General features: G+C 27.0%; 21 protein-coding genes. 16 read left to right on the forward strand and 5 right to left on the reverse strand.

The window, feature by feature from the left end; genetic code table 11:
• Positions 1-1,052: TcaA NTF2-like domain-containing protein (locus tag KA894_RS10280; protein ID WP_210125778.1), on the forward strand; the 1,052-nt coding region annotated here is incomplete at its 5' end.
• A 41-nt stretch (positions 1,053-1,093) separates the two neighbouring features.
• Here KA894_RS10280 and KA894_RS10285 read toward each other — a convergent pair.
• Positions 1,094-1,510, reverse strand: a complete 417-nt coding sequence (locus KA894_RS10285) for a YolD-like family protein (protein WP_030061428.1) — start codon at positions 1,508-1,510, stop codon at positions 1,094-1,096.
• A 293-nt stretch (positions 1,511-1,803) separates the two neighbouring features.
• Between KA894_RS10285 and KA894_RS10290 the strand changes: the two genes are divergently transcribed.
• From KA894_RS10290 to KA894_RS10315, 6 genes are all read left to right on the forward strand, one after another.
• Positions 1,804-2,361 carry a recombinase family protein gene (locus KA894_RS10290; RefSeq protein WP_030061432.1) on the forward strand — a complete coding sequence of 186 codons (558 nt, stop codon included), beginning with the start codon at positions 1,804-1,806 and terminating at the stop codon, positions 2,359-2,361.
• A gap of 15 nt (positions 2,362-2,376) precedes the next feature.
• The gene (locus tag KA894_RS10295) at positions 2,377-3,501 is read left to right on the forward strand and encodes a DUF3800 domain-containing protein (protein WP_030061435.1); all 1,125 of its coding nucleotides are present in this window, start codon (positions 2,377-2,379) and stop codon (positions 3,499-3,501) included.
• Positions 3,502-3,776: 275 nt separating this feature from the next.
• Positions 3,777-4,556 (forward strand): hypothetical protein, encoded by a 780-nt coding sequence (locus KA894_RS10300; RefSeq protein ID WP_030061437.1) that lies wholly within the window; start codon positions 3,777-3,779, stop codon positions 4,554-4,556.
• A 135-nt stretch (positions 4,557-4,691) separates the two neighbouring features.
• A complete protein-coding gene (locus KA894_RS10305) occupies positions 4,692-6,308 on the forward strand; it encodes a hypothetical protein (RefSeq protein ID WP_030061439.1) in 1,617 nt (538 codons plus the stop codon).
• A gap of 10 nt (positions 6,309-6,318) precedes the next feature.
• On the forward strand, positions 6,319-6,507 hold the full coding sequence (locus KA894_RS10310; protein ID WP_030061441.1) for a hypothetical protein: 189 nt from the start codon (positions 6,319-6,321) through the stop codon (positions 6,505-6,507).
• Between the two features lie 3 nt (positions 6,508-6,510).
• Positions 6,511-8,235, forward strand: a complete 1,725-nt coding sequence (locus KA894_RS10315; RefSeq protein ID WP_030061443.1) for an ArdC family protein — start codon at positions 6,511-6,513, stop codon at positions 8,233-8,235.
• Between the two features lie 26 nt (positions 8,236-8,261).
• Here KA894_RS10315 and KA894_RS10320 read toward each other — a convergent pair whose 3' ends face one another.
• Both KA894_RS10320 and KA894_RS10325 read right to left on the reverse strand, forming a co-directional pair.
• Positions 8,262-9,065 carry a eukaryotic translation initiation factor 3 subunit J gene (locus tag KA894_RS10320; protein WP_168997107.1) on the reverse strand — a complete coding sequence of 268 codons (804 nt, stop codon included), beginning with the start codon at positions 9,063-9,065 and terminating at the stop codon, positions 8,262-8,264.
• Between the two features lie 41 nt (positions 9,066-9,106).
• On the reverse strand, positions 9,107-11,104 hold the full coding sequence (locus tag KA894_RS10325) for a MobA/MobL family protein (protein WP_182094133.1): 1,998 nt from the start codon (positions 11,102-11,104) through the stop codon (positions 9,107-9,109).
• Between the two features lie 202 nt (positions 11,105-11,306).
• Between KA894_RS10325 and KA894_RS10330 the strand changes: the two genes are divergently transcribed.
• From KA894_RS10330 to KA894_RS10345, 4 genes are all read left to right on the forward strand, one after another.
• On the forward strand, positions 11,307-11,579 hold the full coding sequence (locus KA894_RS10330) for a hypothetical protein (RefSeq protein ID WP_030061451.1): 273 nt from the start codon (positions 11,307-11,309) through the stop codon (positions 11,577-11,579).
• 103 nt (positions 11,580-11,682) lie between these two features.
• Positions 11,683-11,916 carry a hypothetical protein gene (locus KA894_RS10335; RefSeq protein WP_000602212.1) on the forward strand — a complete coding sequence of 78 codons (234 nt, stop codon included), beginning with the start codon at positions 11,683-11,685 and terminating at the stop codon, positions 11,914-11,916.
• 262 nt (positions 11,917-12,178) lie between these two features.
• Complete coding sequence (locus tag KA894_RS10340; protein ID WP_000073390.1) at positions 12,179-13,219, forward strand: ParM/StbA family protein; 1,041 nt, start codon at positions 12,179-12,181, stop codon at positions 13,217-13,219.
• 2 nt (positions 13,220-13,221) lie between these two features.
• On the forward strand, positions 13,222-13,551 hold the full coding sequence (locus KA894_RS10345) for a plasmid segregation protein ParR (RefSeq protein WP_030061459.1): 330 nt from the start codon (positions 13,222-13,224) through the stop codon (positions 13,549-13,551).
• 3 nt (positions 13,552-13,554) lie between these two features.
• Here KA894_RS10345 and KA894_RS10350 read toward each other — a convergent pair whose 3' ends face one another.
• Positions 13,555-13,815 carry a helix-turn-helix domain-containing protein gene (locus tag KA894_RS10350; protein WP_001008214.1) on the reverse strand — a complete coding sequence of 87 codons (261 nt, stop codon included), beginning with the start codon at positions 13,813-13,815 and terminating at the stop codon, positions 13,555-13,557.
• 382 nt (positions 13,816-14,197) lie between these two features.
• On the opposite strand from KA894_RS10350, the gene KA894_RS10355 reads away from it, so the two are divergent.
• The gene (locus KA894_RS10355; protein WP_030061463.1) at positions 14,198-15,157 is read left to right on the forward strand and encodes a replication initiator protein A; all 960 of its coding nucleotides are present in this window, start codon (positions 14,198-14,200) and stop codon (positions 15,155-15,157) included.
• A gap of 103 nt (positions 15,158-15,260) precedes the next feature.
• Here the strand turns inward: KA894_RS10355 and KA894_RS10360 are convergent, their stop codons facing one another.
• Positions 15,261-15,449, reverse strand: a complete 189-nt coding sequence (locus tag KA894_RS10360; protein ID WP_030061465.1) for a hypothetical protein — start codon at positions 15,447-15,449, stop codon at positions 15,261-15,263.
• Positions 15,450-15,621: 172 nt separating this feature from the next.
• On the opposite strand from KA894_RS10360, the gene trsA reads away from it, so the two are divergent.
• The 4 genes from trsA to trsD are packed head-to-tail and all read left to right on the forward strand — an operon-like array spanning position 15,622 to position 18,066.
• Positions 15,622-16,596 (forward strand): conjugative transfer protein TrsA, encoded by a 975-nt coding sequence (trsA, locus tag KA894_RS10365; protein ID WP_030061467.1) that lies wholly within the window; start codon positions 15,622-15,624, stop codon positions 16,594-16,596.
• Between the two features lie 16 nt (positions 16,597-16,612).
• On the forward strand, positions 16,613-16,930 hold the full coding sequence (locus tag KA894_RS10370; protein ID WP_030061469.1) for a CagC family type IV secretion system protein: 318 nt from the start codon (positions 16,613-16,615) through the stop codon (positions 16,928-16,930).
• Positions 16,931-16,988: 58 nt separating this feature from the next.
• The gene (locus KA894_RS10375; protein ID WP_030061471.1) at positions 16,989-17,396 is read left to right on the forward strand and encodes a hypothetical protein; all 408 of its coding nucleotides are present in this window, start codon (positions 16,989-16,991) and stop codon (positions 17,394-17,396) included.
• Positions 17,383-18,066: a TrsD/TraD family conjugative transfer protein gene (gene trsD / locus KA894_RS10380; protein WP_030061473.1), complete on the forward strand. Its 684-nt coding sequence runs from the start codon at positions 17,383-17,385 to the stop codon at positions 18,064-18,066. The genes KA894_RS10375 and trsD overlap by 14 nt, the downstream gene beginning before the upstream one ends.
• Positions 18,067-18,075: the final 9 nt, after the last annotated feature.

The following is an 18,075-nucleotide window of genomic DNA, read 5'->3' on the forward strand; positions in this document are numbered from 1 at the left end:
ACAATTATACGGACTTTATCGAAAATCAAGAACAATACAATGAACAAATGCAAAAAATTAAAAGTAATATTGATAAAAATAAAGACCATAATACCGAGTATGGCTCTATAACAGATCAATACGGAAATAACCTAATAACTATTAAGAAAAACGGGAAGAATTTCTTTTTTATAGATAAATTAGAATTCAAACCTAAACTTACCAGCGTTTATGTGAAAGAATTTAATAACACTGGATTTTACAAATATAAGCAGGGAAACGCTGATAAAGAGGTAATAGCAGAAAGCAATCAAACAACAGAATTAGGTAAGTTCTTTATTGGTAAATATAGTATTGAAACAGATAAAACAATTGAAGATTCAATTCATAACGGGACTTTGACAGGAAAAATAGATATAGATTTAGGCAATAGAGGAAACAATAATAAGATATATGCAGATGAAGATTTTAACCAAAGCTGGTTTAAGGTTAAGCTAAACCATGATAATTTATTAGAAAAAAATAGTTACAAAATTATAATTGATGATAAAGATGTTGATTATAATTCCAAAAAGACATATGGAAAGTATTACAATCCAACAGAATTAAGTGTATATGCGATTGGAAAATTAGAGGGTAAAGAGTTTAAAACTAACAGAATAAATATAAGACGTAATTATGATAATACATCTCAAAATTTAAAATTGAGCTTTAAGAAATCTCAAATAACAGAGTATGAGAATAAAAGTAAAAAGGTTAAAGAAAAATCTAAAAGCTATATTAAAGAATATACGAAAGAGTTAAACAAAGCATATAAAAAGAAAGATTATAAATATATATCTGACTACGTTAAAAATAACTCTCAATTAGAAAAACAACTTAAAAAACAGGTTAAGTCTAAATCAAAAGTTAAATTTAAAGATGTTAAGATAAATAGCGTTAAACGTGATAAAAATAAAGTATATATTGAGTTAAGTAAAACCAACAATAATAATGTAGTTCAGACGAAATATACCTTAGATTATGATAATGTATCAAATGAATTTCTAGTAGAAGATTCGCAGGATAATTAAAATAATTTAAACACCAATGAAATTAAATTCATTGGTGTTTTTTACTGTACGCTAACAATACTACTTAAAGATATTCTTAGTTTATTGTTTGAATTAGAATTAGTGATAATCATAAATCCATTTAATTCATCTATTTTGTTAATGTAACATTGAATCGAATATATATATCCGTCTTGCCAGTAATCTAAATCAGTTAATATGTTTTTACTAATCTTGCTACTTACTTTTTCATTAATTTCTTGTAGTTGGTCATCAGACAATAGAGGCATATTTATTTTATTTTGATCTTCTATGTGTTGTTCCAATATTTCATATTGCTGGGGTATCGTCTTAAATGCGTTCCACTTAATTATTCCTCTACCTTTTGGAATACGTGGATTTAAGTATTCCCTCGGTATGTTTCTATAATCAGTTTCATATTTGTACGGTTCGGGCATATTAGGATTTATTATTTTCATATCAGTAAACACCTCAACTAATTATAGAACATATGTTCGCAAAAATAAAGAGTGAAATAATAGTATTATAAACGATTGTATTTAGTACACTATGTATTACTATTCTTAATAGCGCTATAATGGGTTGACTACTGTATTAAAATCTTGTATTATATTCTATGTAAGATAATTAATAAATAACATGGCAAATAATACAAACAGATTAGCTCTCATTTGCGTTGAGAATTAATTTTATAGGTAATCATACATTAAAAACACTATACAATGCTATTTTAGAAAGGATAATTACAATTATGGCCAATATTGGTTATGCTCGTGTATCTACCAGAGATCAAAGTTTAGATTTACAAATAGACGCTTTAAGTAATTTTGGTTGTGAGAAAATATTTAGCGAAAAAGTTAGTGGGCGTAAAGTAAATAGAACTGAACTAGATAAATGTTTAGATTATTTACGTGAAGGCGACACTTTAGTTATTTACAAGCTAGATAGATTAGGCAGGACAACTAAGCAACTAATAGATTTAGCCCAATGGCTAGAGAATAATAATATTGAATTACAAATTATTGATATGAATATCAATACTAAAGACCCAATGGGAAAGATGTTTTTTACAATGATGAGTGCTTTTGCTGAATTAGAGGCTAACTTATTAAGCGAAAGAACTAAAAAAGGTTTAGAATCAGCTAGAGCAAGAGGTAACATGGGGGGCAGAAAAGCAATGCCACAAGAAAAAAAAGATTACATTAAACATTTATACGATACCAAAGATTATACAGGGCAAGAAATTGCTGAAAAGGTAAATGTTAGCAGAGATACTGTCTATAGAATATTAAGAGAATACAAAAGTTAAAGGAGGAAAAATATTGTGGATAGTAAATTGAGAGATTTAATTAAAGAATACTATGAATATAAAAATATGGATAGACGTGAATTTTATTATTATGATGAAACAAATAATTCAAGAATGTTTAGGTTGAAAAACGATTCCTTTAATGTTAATCCCTTTCAAAAATTTTCATTAGGTGGTTTAGTTAGTGAAAAAGAAATAATAAATGATAACCATAATGAATTATGGAACAAATTAAAAATAAATAGTAACATTCCAGAACTAAAATCCAAATATATTTTTAAGAAATCTGATGATTTTTTGGAGTCTATTGATACTAAAAACATAGAATTGATATTGGAATATATTAAAATTAAAGGATATAATTTACATTTTAATTATTTAAATTTGTTATGGCTTACTATTGTTGATATAGTAGATAATTCTTATGATAATAGCAAAAATAATTCTATTAAACGTATATATAACCCTCAATTATTAAAGCAAGAACTATATTTGAAAGTAAAAAACGATATACCATGGTTGGAAAAATTATTTAAAAAATATAATTTCCCTAATTTAGTAGAACAGAAAGAGCTTAATGACTTCTATACAGAGTTTGCACAATACCTATCAAAACAAAGTAATCAGAATGAATATACAAAGGTGTTAATTGATTTATTTACTAATACTGTGATTAAAGATAATCTTTTTAGTGGAGAAGAATCTCATATCTATATTAAAGATTTCTCTGCTTTATATACAATTAATTCTAAAATACTAATACATAGTAAACATAGTTTTGATGAAGAAATGCACATTAAAGAAAAAATTAAATCCTTCTCTAATTCAAATATACATTGGTATAAATCTCACGAACATAGGACAATACAATTGTGTGATTGTGTGATTGCAATAATTAATCGTTTCATTAATTTTATAGAAAATAATAGTTATACAAATTTAAAAGAGCAACTTGTTTATGCTTTTGATGTTGCTGAATCTCCTAGATTAAGAAGAAATCTTACTTTGCTTGGTTTTTTATTAAATAAATCTTACTTACATGAACCATTGAATAGAAGATTAACAACAATAGATGAGACAGCTATTAAGTATGAGGAGTTTGTTAGCAAGCTTTCAAGCCTATCTAAATTATCATTTTAAAACATTGCACAACATGACAGGTATTGTTATAATATAAGTAAGAAAAGAATCGGCGTTGTGGCGCAGATATAAAAATTAATACTGCACGAACTAGAATCGGCGTTGTGGCGCAGATATAAAAATTAATACTACACGAACTAGAATCGGCGTTGTGGCGCAGATATAAAAATTAATACTGCACGGAAAGAAACAACTATAGAGATCAAACAAATTATATTGTTTTAAGGAGGCGTATATTACGCCTCTTTTTTATTAAATTTATGGAGTGAATAACAATGGAAGTTGTTCGTTTAAATCAAAACCTATTTAATAAATTACGAGGAAACGAAATATCAAGCAATAAAAATGGTTCAAGACCATATTATTATTCTTTCAAACGAAATAATAATAGAGTTTGTATACCTTTTAGAACAAATGCACAAAAAATACCTAATAAATATAAAGTTGATTTAGGAGGCGAACAGCCCGATAAACCCAATTCAGCTATTGATTTAACAAAGTCTATAGTAATTAGTAATAATGAATACCTTAATAACAGATCAAAAGCCAAAATACCACAAAATGTTAATAATTTTTTAAAGCAACAAGCACCAGATATTGAACAAAAATACGATATTATGTCTAAAGATTACATAAAAGCAAAAGCTAGTTTAAGTAAGATACCATTAGTTAAATATTCAACTATGCAATACTTCCACAAAGAATTGAATATTCAAGATAGTATTGATAATCAACAAACTAAAAATGCTATTAATGAATTAATATCTAATGGAAGATCAAATAGATATAATAAATTACAATCTTCTCTGCCTAATGAAAAGTTAGATTTGCTAGATGATTATGAAACTCTGTATGAGTTTAAAAGCCTAACAGACTACCCAGCTAAAATTAATTTTAATGATATTGATAATCCTTACTTAGAAGTTGAGAAAAATAACAAACATTTTACTTTGTCTGCGCTAACTATCAAAAAAGAACCAGAAAAGCATGTAAAAGACTTTTTGAATTATGATATAGAGAACGAAAAGAATAAAGATATTGATTTAGATTTATAAGGCCTGTAAAAAGGCCTTTTTTTCTTTTTATTTATTATGACACGACATGAAATGACACGTCATAAATGGTATAATTACTATATGGAGGTTATATTTACATTAGGTTTTTATTAAACAAAAAGGAGTGATTTAATAATGAGGTTTACACCCCGAGGAATTTTGAACAACACCGATTATGAACTAAATTCTGAATTTTATTATGTACCAGCAAGTGATAAACAAATGAACGAACAAAGAGATATGACTAATAAAAACATAGTAGGTAATTTAGTCTATAGAAATAATTTCTATAACGAAGTGTATACTCAACCAGTTTATGATTTAGAAGATTCTAACGAAAAATATCAAACACCACATATTATGAGTATAGATGATTATGAATTTGATTATAACTTAACTAATTTAGATGAATATTTTACTAAAGATACAGCAAATAAAGGTTATGAAAAGCTAGTAAATGCCATTAAGTCAGAAGAAATTACCTATTTTGACAGTGATATTAATGATATTGATGATTTCACACAACAAGATGAATATTCAGATGATTGGTATACTAACGCTTTTGTTGATTTAGTATTAAGTATGAAAGGATATTCATATCATGTAGAACCAAATAGAGAACCTGTTATTGAGGATTCACATACCATAACAGAAAATGATATTACTTATAATGTAAGCTATAACCCCGAAAAACATCATTTATATATTAATGACTTCCCAGCAATTCCAATAGAAGAAAACGATAATATAAGGTTATTAAATGATAACTTAACTCAAGACATGGATAAAACTTACGATAATATAAACTATAAGTTTTCATACAATGATTTTAAAACTCTCGAAGATGATTCTTATATTTATATTGATTTAACAGATTATAAAGATAATGAAGGTAAATTTGTTAAAAATCTAATCGAAGATATACCACCTAATGAAATTATTAAAGATAGATTAAAACAAAATATTAATTTATTTGACGAACGATCAAATTATAATGCTTTAGCTGTTTATAGAAGGGATTTAGAAGATTTTTCAGATAGAAATAATTTAGATAGCTTAGATAAAGTTAAAGATTTAAAAACATTCTATGATACTGAAATCAATATTAAAGGATTAAACATTAACAACGATATTGAGAAAAAGGCTTTAAATAATCAGTTAGCCTTTAATCTCTATAATGAGCCCTTAAATAACATGTTTAGAGATAACAATGTTTTATATGAAGTTTATGAACAAGAAATTTATAATGATAAACTTCCCCTTTCTATAGAGGATAGAAAAGAAGTGAAAACTTATTTAGATGACGCTAGAAACAATTTTTCAAATAATTTCTATGAATATACAACGAACAAATCATCTATTTTAGCTGAAAATAGTTTAACTGTTTTAGATAAAGCTAAATATGATTTAGAATTTGCCCCTGTATCTAACCATTTATACAAAGAAAGAGAAAATTTTTATGAAGGAATGAAACAAGCTACCCTGCCCTTACACAATATTACTAAAGAACAATATAAAGAAAGAGAAAATGATATTGAAATAGTCGGTCATTTTAAAAACTATATCAATACTGAATTACATGGAACAAAGAGTTCTGAATTCAAACCTAATTTCATAAATGATTCTTTAGAAAATGAAACTAACTCAATATCTTTTGAAGATATTATAAATGGATCAGAAGAAACACATAGTAATATTATTAATTCTATTAAAAATGAATTAAAGCAAGAAAGAGATAATTTAGAAATGTAGGAGGTGCAATATGTTAAAAACATATACTGAAATCATTGGAAGTGAATTGCCAATTTATATAACAAAATCAGAAACAAGTGAATTATTATTTTCAGAAGAATTAAATAAGAATTTAAAATATGAAGTTGTTGGATATTATCTATATAATGCTAAAAAAGAATTATACAAAGAACTTTATAAACCTATTAGCGAGGTGTAATATATGGCTTATTCAAAAGAAAATTATAAAAAGAAAAAAATAGATTCAATAGTAGAAGATTTGAATAATAAGCTAGATGACTTCAAAAACAATGACCAAACCTATAAGGAATTTTTAGATACTACAGCGAAATTTCACAACTACTCAATTAATAATATTATGTTGATTGCTGGTCAAAATCCCGAGGCTACAGCTGTAGCTGGCTATAAAGCGTGGAAGAATAAATTTGATAGACAAGTACAAAAAGGTGCAAAAAGTATGAATATAATTGCGCCTATTGTACAAAAGCGTAATGTCGAAATAAAAGATAGCAACGGTAATTTAATGCGTGATAATAATGGTAATCCTAAAACTGAACGAAAACCAGTTATTACTGGATATAGGGCGCATAATGTATTTGATGTAGCAGACACAAAAGGCAAACCTTTAATAACAGCAAAAGACCTAATAAAAACTGAATTTGAAAACTCTAATGATTATAAAGACTTATATAATGAATTCAAAGATTACATTAATGATGAATTAACACCAAGCGTAGAAGAAAAACATGTATTAGATGACCAGGCATTATCCAGTGGCGCTAAAGGGTACTATGTTCCCAAAACAGATGAAATTGTAATTTCTGATGATTTGTCATATGATATGCGCTTTAAAACTTTAATACATGAATACGCACACTCTCAATTGCATAATGCCGATATAGGTCAAACACAAACATCTGAACATAGTAAGTCCTTAAAAGAAATAGAGGCTGAAAGTTCTGCATATGTAGTCGCTAATTATTATGGTTTAGATACTAGCGATTACTCTTTAGGATATTTAAGTGGCTGGGGGCAAAATATAAGTGATGAGGAATTAAAAGACCACATAAAAAACATACATTCATTTGCAAAAACTACAATTGAAGAAATAAATTCATTACCAGAGTTCTCACAATATATAGATAAAAAACTAGAATCAGAAATGAACAAAGACATATATAAAGACCTTTCAACAATGATAGATACAAACCTAAAAAATGGATTTGATAAAATAACTGTTATCAAAGGTAATTTAGTTAATGATTATGGACTTAATGAAATTTCTGAGAATAGTTATGAGAATGATGATTTTAAAGTGAATATTGATTACAAAGGGTTTAATACAAATAATTCACAAGATAAAGCTAAAATTGAATTGATTAATAAACATGACGATTCACAAAATAGAGATTACAACTTCACTCAAACTTATAATCGAAATGTTATTAATAATACTACAACTATATTTGTGCAAGATGATGATAATGAAGATAAAAACAAAAAATATATTCATGAACGAGATATAGACGGTAATATATTAGAAGAAAAGCATAAATTAAGCCCACAAGATGAAATAGTATCATTTGAAAACTTTGTAAATAAGTCTGTTGAAGAAAACGGCTTAAAAGATACATTACGCCAATTTGTAAGTAATGGTGTATTAATGGGCTATGAGTTAAATGTAGATAATATTGATAATACAAATGAAACTTACTTTTCAATGAATAAAAATCAACAAAATGGCCAACGATCAAATATGACTGCTAAATTAGAACATGATACTAATGAAAATGTTTATATAGATTTTAAAATTAAAAATTCAGCTGGTATTAAAAATATATCCTTTACTGAAAGCAATGAAGATTTTAATAAAGATGAACAGAACAAAGAAATTGAAACTAAACAAGAAGAAGAAATTGACATATAAAAAGAAGGCAATTAAGCCTTCTTTTTTTATAATATATTTTTGCACATAACATTTAATTGATTTATTAGTATATTGTGAAGAAAATAATATTTATCAACCATATAAAAAAAGTCTCTTTCAGTTTCTTCTGCATTTTCTAACATAATTTTAATAGTTTGTTTAATACCATACAGCACATTTAATTCCTCGGTACTTAATACATATATTAAGTGAGATAATTCCTGTAAATTATTATTAAAGTCTTTCAAACGTAATATACTATTTTTATCAACATGCCAGCACATTTCCCCCTCATTTTTCGTATTATCAAGAAAGGATTTTACTTTCTTGATTTTGTCAGAGGGTAAGTCAATTGAAATATCGGAATCATATACTTCTAAAAACTTCTTATATATTTCTTCTTCTTTATCTTCATAGCTTAAATAATTATGCTTTAACAAATATCGAAATTTTTCTAACTCTGACAATGTTAAATTAATAGTATTCATTTTATCATATAAAACAAAATTCTTTAGAAATTTTATTCGCTTTAACTTATCATCTAAATATATATTTTCAGCTATTTCATGGTTAAACATAATTAAGTTATCCATTTCAAATAACAATCGTGTTTTGATCTTTTTCTCTTCTCTTTGTCTATTTTCTTCTTTATCTTTTTCGGCAGTTTGTTTTCTTTCTTCTAAATCTTTATTAATTGCTTTTAACGTGAATAGCCCTGCTATAAAAGCACCAACTAACGCACCACCAAATGTAGCAAATAAGCCTAATATACTCACTATTGTATCAATAGGGATCATTTTAATAACATAGTATAATAATTTAAAATCCAAATTCTTATCTCCCAACTTCACAATGTTATATTATTTACAAACTATAAGTGCATACCTCTTTTGTTTTTCAACTCATGACGCTGTTTACTATGATTTTTACCTTTGTACTGATTATTTATGTACTTAGGCATACGTTCTCTAAATATCTCATTAAAATTGAATATCATTGAATCTAGTCCAGCATTTACTAAACCATAGGCTTGTTGTTTTCTATTGTAATTATTATAAGTTTCTTTATCTACAAGAATATCATTACCTTCATAAAACTCTTCAATGTTATCTTTACTTGTTTCGTCCCCTACTTCATTTGATTCTTGATATAAATGTTTTAAATCATTGTTATCACTGTAATCAAAGTCATATTCATTCAATAATTTCTTTTGAATAGCCCCAAACACAAATTTATCATGTTGATTTTTATTAGGTTTAAATTCTTTTTCTTGTAATAACTTAACCTGTTCAGTTATATACTTTCTATCTTCATCACTGTATTTAGGAATAAAGTTACCTGTTTCTAACATTTCAAGCGTGTTTTCTGTGCCATGATAAGTTTTAAAATCAATTAGCTGTTGTTTTTCTTTAATATCAGTAACTTCATTAAAAGCCTTATAATCTTCATCATCTGTAAATAACTCTTTTATTTGTACATCATAATAATCTTCTAATGTATTTTCTGCATTTCTTAGAACCTCTAATTTGCTAGTATAATAATCAATTTTCAAACTATCTTCTATACCTTCATGTTTATTCTCTAACACATCATCAAAGGACAAATTATTTTTATCAAGAATATTTGAAAGTTTATCAGCAAAGAAATTTGATTCTTTCTCAATAGATTCTATACTTATATCTCTATTGCCTATAACTGTATTAAGGCTTATTTGAGCCTCTTTTATACGTTTTTCTTTAACTATATCCTCTAATTCATGATTAGCTGGTAACACATCTCTATCATTTAATATAGTGCGTGTAATAAAGATCTTTTCATCATCACTATAGTTTAATGCTTGTTCGAGATAATTTTTATCAAAGAAAATTCCAGCTTGTTTTTCAAAGACTTCATTTATAGATTCCAGCTTTTTTTGTCTATCTTCTATATTCTCAATCTTATTCAATCTATCTTCATCATCAGTTATTAATGCTGTTTTTTGCTTTAAGTCATAAAGTCTTTCGTTTTCTTCATACATATTTATAGGTGTTACATAAATTTTTAAATCTTTGGCCATATCTTTTAATGTAGTCGAATCTGATTTATCCATATAACTAAAAGCATTTAACTTGTGAGATTTCATATCATCTACTTCATCAAACATTTTATTAATTTTTTGTTGGTTTCTTTTTTTAATACTTTCGTTATGTTTGGATATTGAAGATTTTTTACCTGTTTCATCTTCAAACTTTCTAGCTTTCCAACCTTCTTTTTTTGTGGGTTCTAAATCTATATTTTGCTTTTTATAAGAATCAGCAGAAACTCTAACAGAAAAACCATTCATTTCTAGGTGTTTATTTTGCACTGTTTCCCACCTTTTTCGCCACTCATTATGTTTATCTTTTGTGTTCCAATCTCTTATATAATCATTGCCCTTTCGTTTAGGTTCAAATTCATTATTTTTATCTAAACCACGTAATGTACATAATAAGTGTGCATGAGGATTTTCATCATTAATTTTATGAATATTTAAGTCTACTATCATACCTTCATTTGATAAAGATTCAGCAAATTCTTTTGCTAATTCAATATTACTATTTGGATCAAATTCATTCGGCAAACCAATTATAATTTCACGTGCAACTTGACTATTTTTTCTGTTCTCTACATCATTAACTTTATTCCACAAATATTCTCTATCTTTAAACTTATCATCAGCATTATTAGGCAATAAAATTTCACTATAATCACATTGCTTATTTGAGTAATCTTTAAATTCGTTTTCTTTAAAATCCTTAATCCTACTAGCGCTATTATATGCAGCTTTTGCTGTTGCACTTTGTCCATTTGCTTTTGATACAAACTTATTTTGAAAATGGTACATAGCCATATTTAAAACTCCTTAAAAACCAAATATTGAGCGAAGGCGAAATAAATTAAAAATTAATTTTTAATTTCACGAATTTAGCACGCGAACGGAACGTTCGCATAAGTGCGCCCTTACGGGATTTAACTAGATTATAACGGTAAAACTTGAATCTGTCAAATGAAAAGGTTATAATTAAATTAACAAAAATATGGAGGTTTTAATTATGGCTGATATTCAAAAAATGTTAGAACAAAAAGAAAAACTTCAAGAAAAAATTAAAGAAGAAAAGAAAAGAGAATACGAAAAATTTGGAAGATGGTTCTTCAATAAATTTAATGTAAATAGATCAGCAGACGCAAAGAAAATTATAAATGAAAATTTACTTAATATTGAAGATAATAAAGAACACAATTTAGAAAGAAATGAAATTATAGAAGAATCTGAAAATACCAATGAAGAAAGCAAAGAAATAAATGAAATGAATCATAATAATTAATAGAAATTATCAAATATTAATATGATGATAAACTTATAAAACAATTGATTTATTAATAGCAAAATCCACAGTATTTAATATTTTAAGAATAGGAGGTTTTATTATGATTTTATTATCAACAGCTGGCGAAAATGCTGTTCATATTAACCCTATTTTTAGATTTTTTCTATATTTCATTATGTGTGTTCCTATGACAGTGGCTTTATGTACAATATTCCTTAAATTTATCTCAATTTTCATTCTTCCATGGAAAGTATGTTTGTATATTGGTATTGCTTTAGGTATTGTTGTTACTATTTTTCTTTTGGTTCTAACAATTGGTATAGAAATGACATAAATTTTCTACGAAAATATCAAACATGACATGACATGTAATGCAAAATGTGTTAAAATTAATTATAAGAAGTAGCAATCAAGTAAATAAATGCTGGTTGTTATTTTTTTACCCACACAGTATATACTGGTATATACTAAGATATACTATAATATATACTGATATGTACTAGTATATACAAATATAGAAAAGTATATAAATAACTTGTGGTATTTGATCAATTGTACTAATTTAAAAAGAGTAAATAATATGTGGAGGTTTTATTATGAGTAACGTATATGTAATGGCTTTAGATTTTGGTAATGGATTTGTAAAAGGGAAGATTAATGATGAAAAATTTGTAATCCCTTCAAGAATCGGAAGAAAAACTAATGAAAACAATCAATTAAAAGGATTTGTTGATAATAAATTAGATGTATCAGAATTTATTATCAATGGGAATAATGATGAAGTATTACTATTTGGTAATGATTTAGATAAAACTACGAATACTGGTAAAGATACTGCCTCAACAAATGATAGATATGATATTAAATCTTTCAAAGATTTGGTTGAATGTTCTATAGGATTATTAGCAAGAGAAGTGCCAGAAGAAGTTGTCAACGTTGTAATTGCTACTGGTATGCCAAGTAATGAAATAGGAACTGATAAACAAGCTAAGTTTGAAAAACTTTTAAATAAAAGTCGTTTAATTGAAATTGATGGTATCGCTAAAACAATTAATGTTAAAGGCGTTAAGATAGTAGCTCAACCTATGGGAACTTTGCTTGATCTTAATATGGAAAACGGAAAAGTATTCAAAGCATTTACAGAAGGTAAGTACAGTGTTCTTGATTTTGGTAGTGGTACTACAATTATTGATACTTATCAAAATATGAAACGTGTAGAGGAAGAAAGTTTTGTTATAAACAAAGGTACTATTGATTTTTATAAACGAATTGCTAGTCACGTATCTAAAAAATCAGAAGGTGCCTCAATCACACCACGTATGATTGAAAAAGGATTAGAATACAAGCAATGTAAACTTAATCAAAAAACAGTTATTGACTTTAAAGATGAATTTTATAACGAACAGGATAGTTTGATAGAAGAAGTTATGAGTAACTTTGAAATCACTGTAGGTAATATAAATTCAATTGACAGAATTATTGTTACTGGTGGTGGTGCAAACATTCATTTTGATTCATTAAGTCATTATTATTCAGATGTATTCGAGAAAGCAGATGATAGCCAGTTTAGTAATGTTCGTGGATATGAAAAATTGGGGGAATTGTTAAAAAACAAAGTAGAGCAAGAAAGTAAATAATTATGGATAAGAAAGAAACTAAACATCTTCTGAAAATAAAAAAAGAAGATTACCCTCAAATCTTCGATTTTTTAGAAAATGTTCCTAGAGGTACCAAAACAGCACACATAAGAGAGGCATTGAGGCGCTATATTGAAGAAATAGGGGAAAACCCTCCAATACCTTCAAAAGAACACACAGCGCCCTTAAAAGAGCATACAGAGCCTATTAAACGTAATAAAGAAAGTTTTAAAGACGCAATGGAACGTAAGGATCAATTAAAACAAGCTGAAACGCCTAAAATAGAAGAAAAAGAAGAAGAAATGGTAGATATTAGTATTGATGACCTTTAATATCTACATTCCTTCATCCAATTCCATTTTTTCTTCTGCATTTTTAACTACCTTATGAAAGTCTACACCATAGTATTCAGACATTACTAAAAATGTATGTAATGCTATTCTAGGTTTTTTACCATTCTCGATACGTGAAAGATGACCAGCAGTCACACTCAAATCAAATGCAACTTCTTCTTGTCGCTTGCCTATGAGTTGACGCTGGTTTTTAAATTCTAAACAAATGTATCTATATAGTTTTTGTATACGGTATTCATTCATGATTTATCGGCCTCATAATTTTAGATGTATTAATTATATTAGAGATTTGTTATCAAATACATTTCATTACAAGCATATAATTGACCTGTGAGGCAACAAAAAAGTTTTTATTTTTTTTAAAATAGTGTTACTATTGAACATAGAAAAAGACACCTAACGCTTGGCGGTTGTTAGATGTCTAAAGAGTTTAAATAATATGTGTTATTTACTTTTACTATTTGTTTGTATCTTTATTATATATACAAGCTCGATACATTACAAGATAAAAGCAACAAGTCTTTAAGTTATATATAACGGATAATATTATATAACCTTATTCATCACTTGTAAATAACGATATTACTTAAACTCCTTCAAATAAACATTTAAAGGAGTTTTTATCATGTCTAAACAATTTTTTACGGTAGAAGAAAATTATAAAGAACGCTTTTACCAATTACCTAAAGTATTTTTTACTAATCCTAATTATAAAGATTTATCGAATGACGCTAAAATTGCTTACGCAATATTGAGAGATCGCCTACAATTATCTATTAAAAATAACTGGATAGATACAGAAGGTAATATATATTTCATTTATACAGTTGCTGATTTAGAAGTGATATTAAATTGTGGGAACAAAAAAATCACTAAAATTAAAAAAGAATTAGAAAATGTAGATTTACTAATTCAAAAAAGGCAGGGTTTAAACAAACCAAATCTACTTTATTTATTAAAACCAGCCATAACTAAAAATGATATTTATGAAATAGATAAGGCTGAAAATGAAGTTGAGCCCTTACAAGATAAGGAAATGTCAAAAGGACACGTCCAGAAATGTCAAAAGGACACGTCTAGAAATGTCGAAACAACACGCCTAGAAATGTCAAAAGGACACACAAATGATACTGATTTTATTGATACTGACTTTATTGATACTGAAAGTAATGATATGAATAATATGAATGATATAAACCAACATTCAAATCATTCAAATCATTTTTCAAATACTCATGATAAAGAATCTCTTAAATATATAGAACTTCAAGAATTCCCCGAATTAAGTAAAAGTTATATTAATAATTTTAGTTATGAAGAAGTTAAAAGTATTAAATCAGTTATTTTAAAAGCTAGAAAATCATTTAATAACAAATACGATACAGGTTATATGTTAGAAGATATAGATGAAGAATTACTATTAGTTTTAAAACGATTTAAAGGCTACCTTGTTAAAAAACAAGAAAAGGTATCTAATATGGAAGGCTATTTAATGCGAAGTATCATTGCTGAACTTGAAGAAATGCATACAACGATTATGAGAAGAAAAAATATGGAAAACAATCCAATGTTTTTATTTAAATAGTTTTAAAGTTAAATTTTCAAAAAAAAGAGATTATACACCCGAAAAGGTGTATAATCTTTACTGTTTGTGAGTTATTTAAGTGAGGTGTTGCCTAATACATAAATTATTTATTACTTTTAATTTGCTCTAATCCTTTTTTTAAGATTTCTCTACCAGCTTGTGAAACGTTATCGAAATCTTTTGCTTGTGCGTATTTGATAATCTCGTCTTTCATATCGGGATCAACTAACAAATGTAGTGATACTTTTTTCTTTTTTGATAAAAAGACTGAATTTTCTTCATTATTATTCATAGTAATATAACCTCCTTTTTTGTCCTTTCGTGTAATTCTAGTTAATTACACAATACCACATTTACACATGACATGTCATGACAAAAAAGTTTAAAAAGTTGTATAAATTACATGACATGACATGTAAGGTTATGTTATAATTGATTTATCAAATAGAAAAGGTGGGTTGTAATTGGATAACGTAACATTTCGTAAACGTATTGAAGAATATCGAAAGCGATCTATTGAGCAAAAAAAATATGAGAGCAAACTAAATTATCAATCAAGATTTGGTGTGAAAGATGATGAAGTTAATACTTTTAATATCAAAGGCATTGCTACAGATAGAAAAGAAAATAAGTTAGTAATGGCCGAAGATAGAGAGGATAAACAAAAAGTTCTTTTATACGCCAATAAAGATAATGATATGTATTATTTGAATTCTGGTAGCACTTATAAAGAGGCTGTTCAAAACACTTTTGGTAATGAAACCAATTACGAAATGGTAGATGATGAATTATTTATTTATAATTCAAAAAATCAAGCACTTACAAACTATGACCAACTTAATGAGTATCACAATCGACAAAAGCAATTACAATATAACACCCAATTAGAACAGGAACGAAAGCAGAGATTGACCGATACAAATAAAGTTAGTGAAAATGCTAAAGAAGATTTAGCGTTAAGTTTGGGACTTACAGCAACAGCATTGAAAGGTAATATCAACATTTCTAGTGTTGAAAAAGTCACTGATAATGAAAGCATGGTTACTTTAGAAAATGAAATTAATGGTAAGTCAGAACATTTAATTTCAGATTTTAAAGATAGTTTCATTGAAAAGGCTAAAGAAAAGCTAACTGTTTCTCCTTCAATGAGGTTAGGATTTGAAGAATTAAAAAACGCCTCGGGACAAATAGCAATGGGATTTACAGAATTCTTTGGCGCTAGATATGACGAAAGCACTTTAGAAAATGACCCTAAAGTTGTAGCAACAGAAAAAGGGTATTCTGTTTCTGTTTTTGATAAAGACGGAAATAAAAAAGATTTAACATCAGCAGACACTTTTGAGGAGGCAGTAAAATTATCTAAAGAAATGAAACAAGATAATTCGCTTTCTCGTAGTGAAATAGAATTAAACCAAGAGTTAGAAAAGAAAAAAATATAAGGAAGGTTGATTAATTATGATTAAAAAAATTAGTTTAATAACTGTTTACGTAGCATTTTTAAGTTTTATTTTAGCAAATCCAACATTTGCGGCGGCTAACCCTGGTCCGAAAATTGAACAAGGATTACAACAAATTCAAACTTTCTTAACTGGTATTATTGTTATTGTTGGTATCTGTGCAGGTGTATGGATAGTTATTAAAAAATTACCGACTATCGACGATCCAATGACAAAAAATGAAATGTTTAGAGGTGTCGGAATGGCATTAGCTGGTGTAGCTCTTGGTGCAGCACTTGTTTGGTTGGTTCCATGGGTATACAACCTATTTCAATAAACACAACAAAAGCTACATTCTAGTAATGTAGCTTTTTCTTTTAAAAGGAGTGGATTATATGTCCGTTGAGCAACAAGTTAAAGATATAATGCTTGATATGTTAGGCGAAGAAAAGAAAGTTAAAGAAAATATAATACCTCGTAATGTAGACGCTAGCTATAAAATATTTTTAAATTTAAATGGTAAAGAGTTAGCAATCGTATTTATACCTTTTTTACTGTTTTTAGTAATTGCATTTAGTGTAACGTTTTTAATGGGATTACTTAACTTAGTAACTGGTTTTATGGTGTTTATAGTAGGTTTGATTTTTGGCTTAACAATATATGGATTGCTAACAATTAGACCAATTAGCACAAAAGAAAATATAAGAATGATTGATATTTTGAAACAATCACAGCAATTTACTAAAAGGCAAAAAGTTTACTTTTATAAAAGTAAAGAAAGATTGGGTGATGATGATGTTTAAAAAAAAGAATAAACAAAATAAAAATAACGAACAACAATTTGAAATTATAAATAGATATATAAAAGGGGACGGACGGAATCAAAGTATTCAAGATGATTCATTAATAGCTGGTTTTTATAAAGATTATGTTGTTACTAAAGACGGTTATATTAGTGGAGGTTTAAATATAACTGGTGTAAATACAGAGTTATTAACTAAATTTGAACAAAATGATTTATTAGAAGAATATTCATCTTTTATTTCAAATATTCTTTATGATGAACCAATGATTAAAACTATTACTGAACCAGTAAACATACAAAACTATATAAAGAATCTTTATAGACAAGTATTACTTGATATGAAAAATAACGATAACAAACCAACAAGACGAGGCCAATTAATAGCTGGTCGCATATTGTTTTTACAAGAAAAGTTAGCAAAAGGCGAAATGAGTACAAAAAAACATTATATTTTCTTCTCAGAAAAAATAACAGAAAATACGGTAGCACAATTAGATCATGCAGTGAACAGACTACATGAAAAGATAAATCTTAATAAAGAGGCATTACAACAAGCATTTTCACATTACGGTTTAGAAACTAGACCTATATACCAAACCGAATACTTAAACCAGTTTTATGCGTTATATGATTATAAAGGATATAACGATTATCATCTTAGTAATTAGAACGAAAGG

Origin of the sequence: Staphylococcus sp. GDY8P131P (genome assembly GCF_017891975.1) — a bacterium.
Taxonomy (GTDB): Bacteria; Bacillota; Bacilli; order Staphylococcales; family Staphylococcaceae; genus Staphylococcus; species Staphylococcus nepalensis.

Excerpts from the sequence above, each read along its gene's own strand:
- KA894_RS10350 (WP_001008214.1), bottom strand. The coding sequence starts at position 13,815 with ATGAATGAATACCGTATACAAAAACTATATAGATACATTTGTTTAGAA.
- KA894_RS10305 (WP_030061439.1), top strand. The coding sequence starts at position 4,692 with ATGAGGTTTACACCCCGAGGAATTTTGAACAACACCGATTATGAACTA.
- KA894_RS10345 (WP_030061459.1), top strand. The coding sequence starts at position 13,222 with ATGGATAAGAAAGAAACTAAACATCTTCTGAAAATAAAAAAAGAAGAT.
- KA894_RS10325 (WP_182094133.1), bottom strand. The coding sequence starts at position 11,104 with ATGGCTATGTACCATTTTCAAAATAAGTTTGTATCAAAAGCAAATGGA.
- KA894_RS10355 (WP_030061463.1), top strand. The coding sequence starts at position 14,198 with ATGTCTAAACAATTTTTTACGGTAGAAGAAAATTATAAAGAACGCTTT.
- KA894_RS10315 (WP_030061443.1), top strand. The coding sequence starts at position 6,511 with ATGGCTTATTCAAAAGAAAATTATAAAAAGAAAAAAATAGATTCAATA.
- KA894_RS10360 (WP_030061465.1), bottom strand. The coding sequence starts at position 15,449 with ATGAATAATAATGAAGAAAATTCAGTCTTTTTATCAAAAAAGAAAAAA.
- KA894_RS10375 (WP_030061471.1), top strand. The coding sequence starts at position 16,989 with ATGTCCGTTGAGCAACAAGTTAAAGATATAATGCTTGATATGTTAGGC.
- KA894_RS10340 (WP_000073390.1), top strand. The coding sequence starts at position 12,179 with ATGAGTAACGTATATGTAATGGCTTTAGATTTTGGTAATGGATTTGTA.
- KA894_RS10310 (WP_030061441.1), top strand. The coding sequence starts at position 6,319 with ATGTTAAAAACATATACTGAAATCATTGGAAGTGAATTGCCAATTTAT.
- trsD (WP_030061473.1), top strand. The coding sequence starts at position 17,383 with ATGATGATGTTTAAAAAAAAGAATAAACAAAATAAAAATAACGAACAA.
- KA894_RS10300 (WP_030061437.1), top strand. The coding sequence starts at position 3,777 with ATGGAAGTTGTTCGTTTAAATCAAAACCTATTTAATAAATTACGAGGA.
- KA894_RS10330 (WP_030061451.1), top strand. The coding sequence starts at position 11,307 with ATGGCTGATATTCAAAAAATGTTAGAACAAAAAGAAAAACTTCAAGAA.
- KA894_RS10290 (WP_030061432.1), top strand. The coding sequence starts at position 1,804 with ATGGCCAATATTGGTTATGCTCGTGTATCTACCAGAGATCAAAGTTTA.
- KA894_RS10370 (WP_030061469.1), top strand. The coding sequence starts at position 16,613 with ATGATTAAAAAAATTAGTTTAATAACTGTTTACGTAGCATTTTTAAGT.
- KA894_RS10285 (WP_030061428.1), bottom strand. The coding sequence starts at position 1,510 with ATGAAAATAATAAATCCTAATATGCCCGAACCGTACAAATATGAAACT.
- KA894_RS10335 (WP_000602212.1), top strand. The coding sequence starts at position 11,683 with ATGATTTTATTATCAACAGCTGGCGAAAATGCTGTTCATATTAACCCT.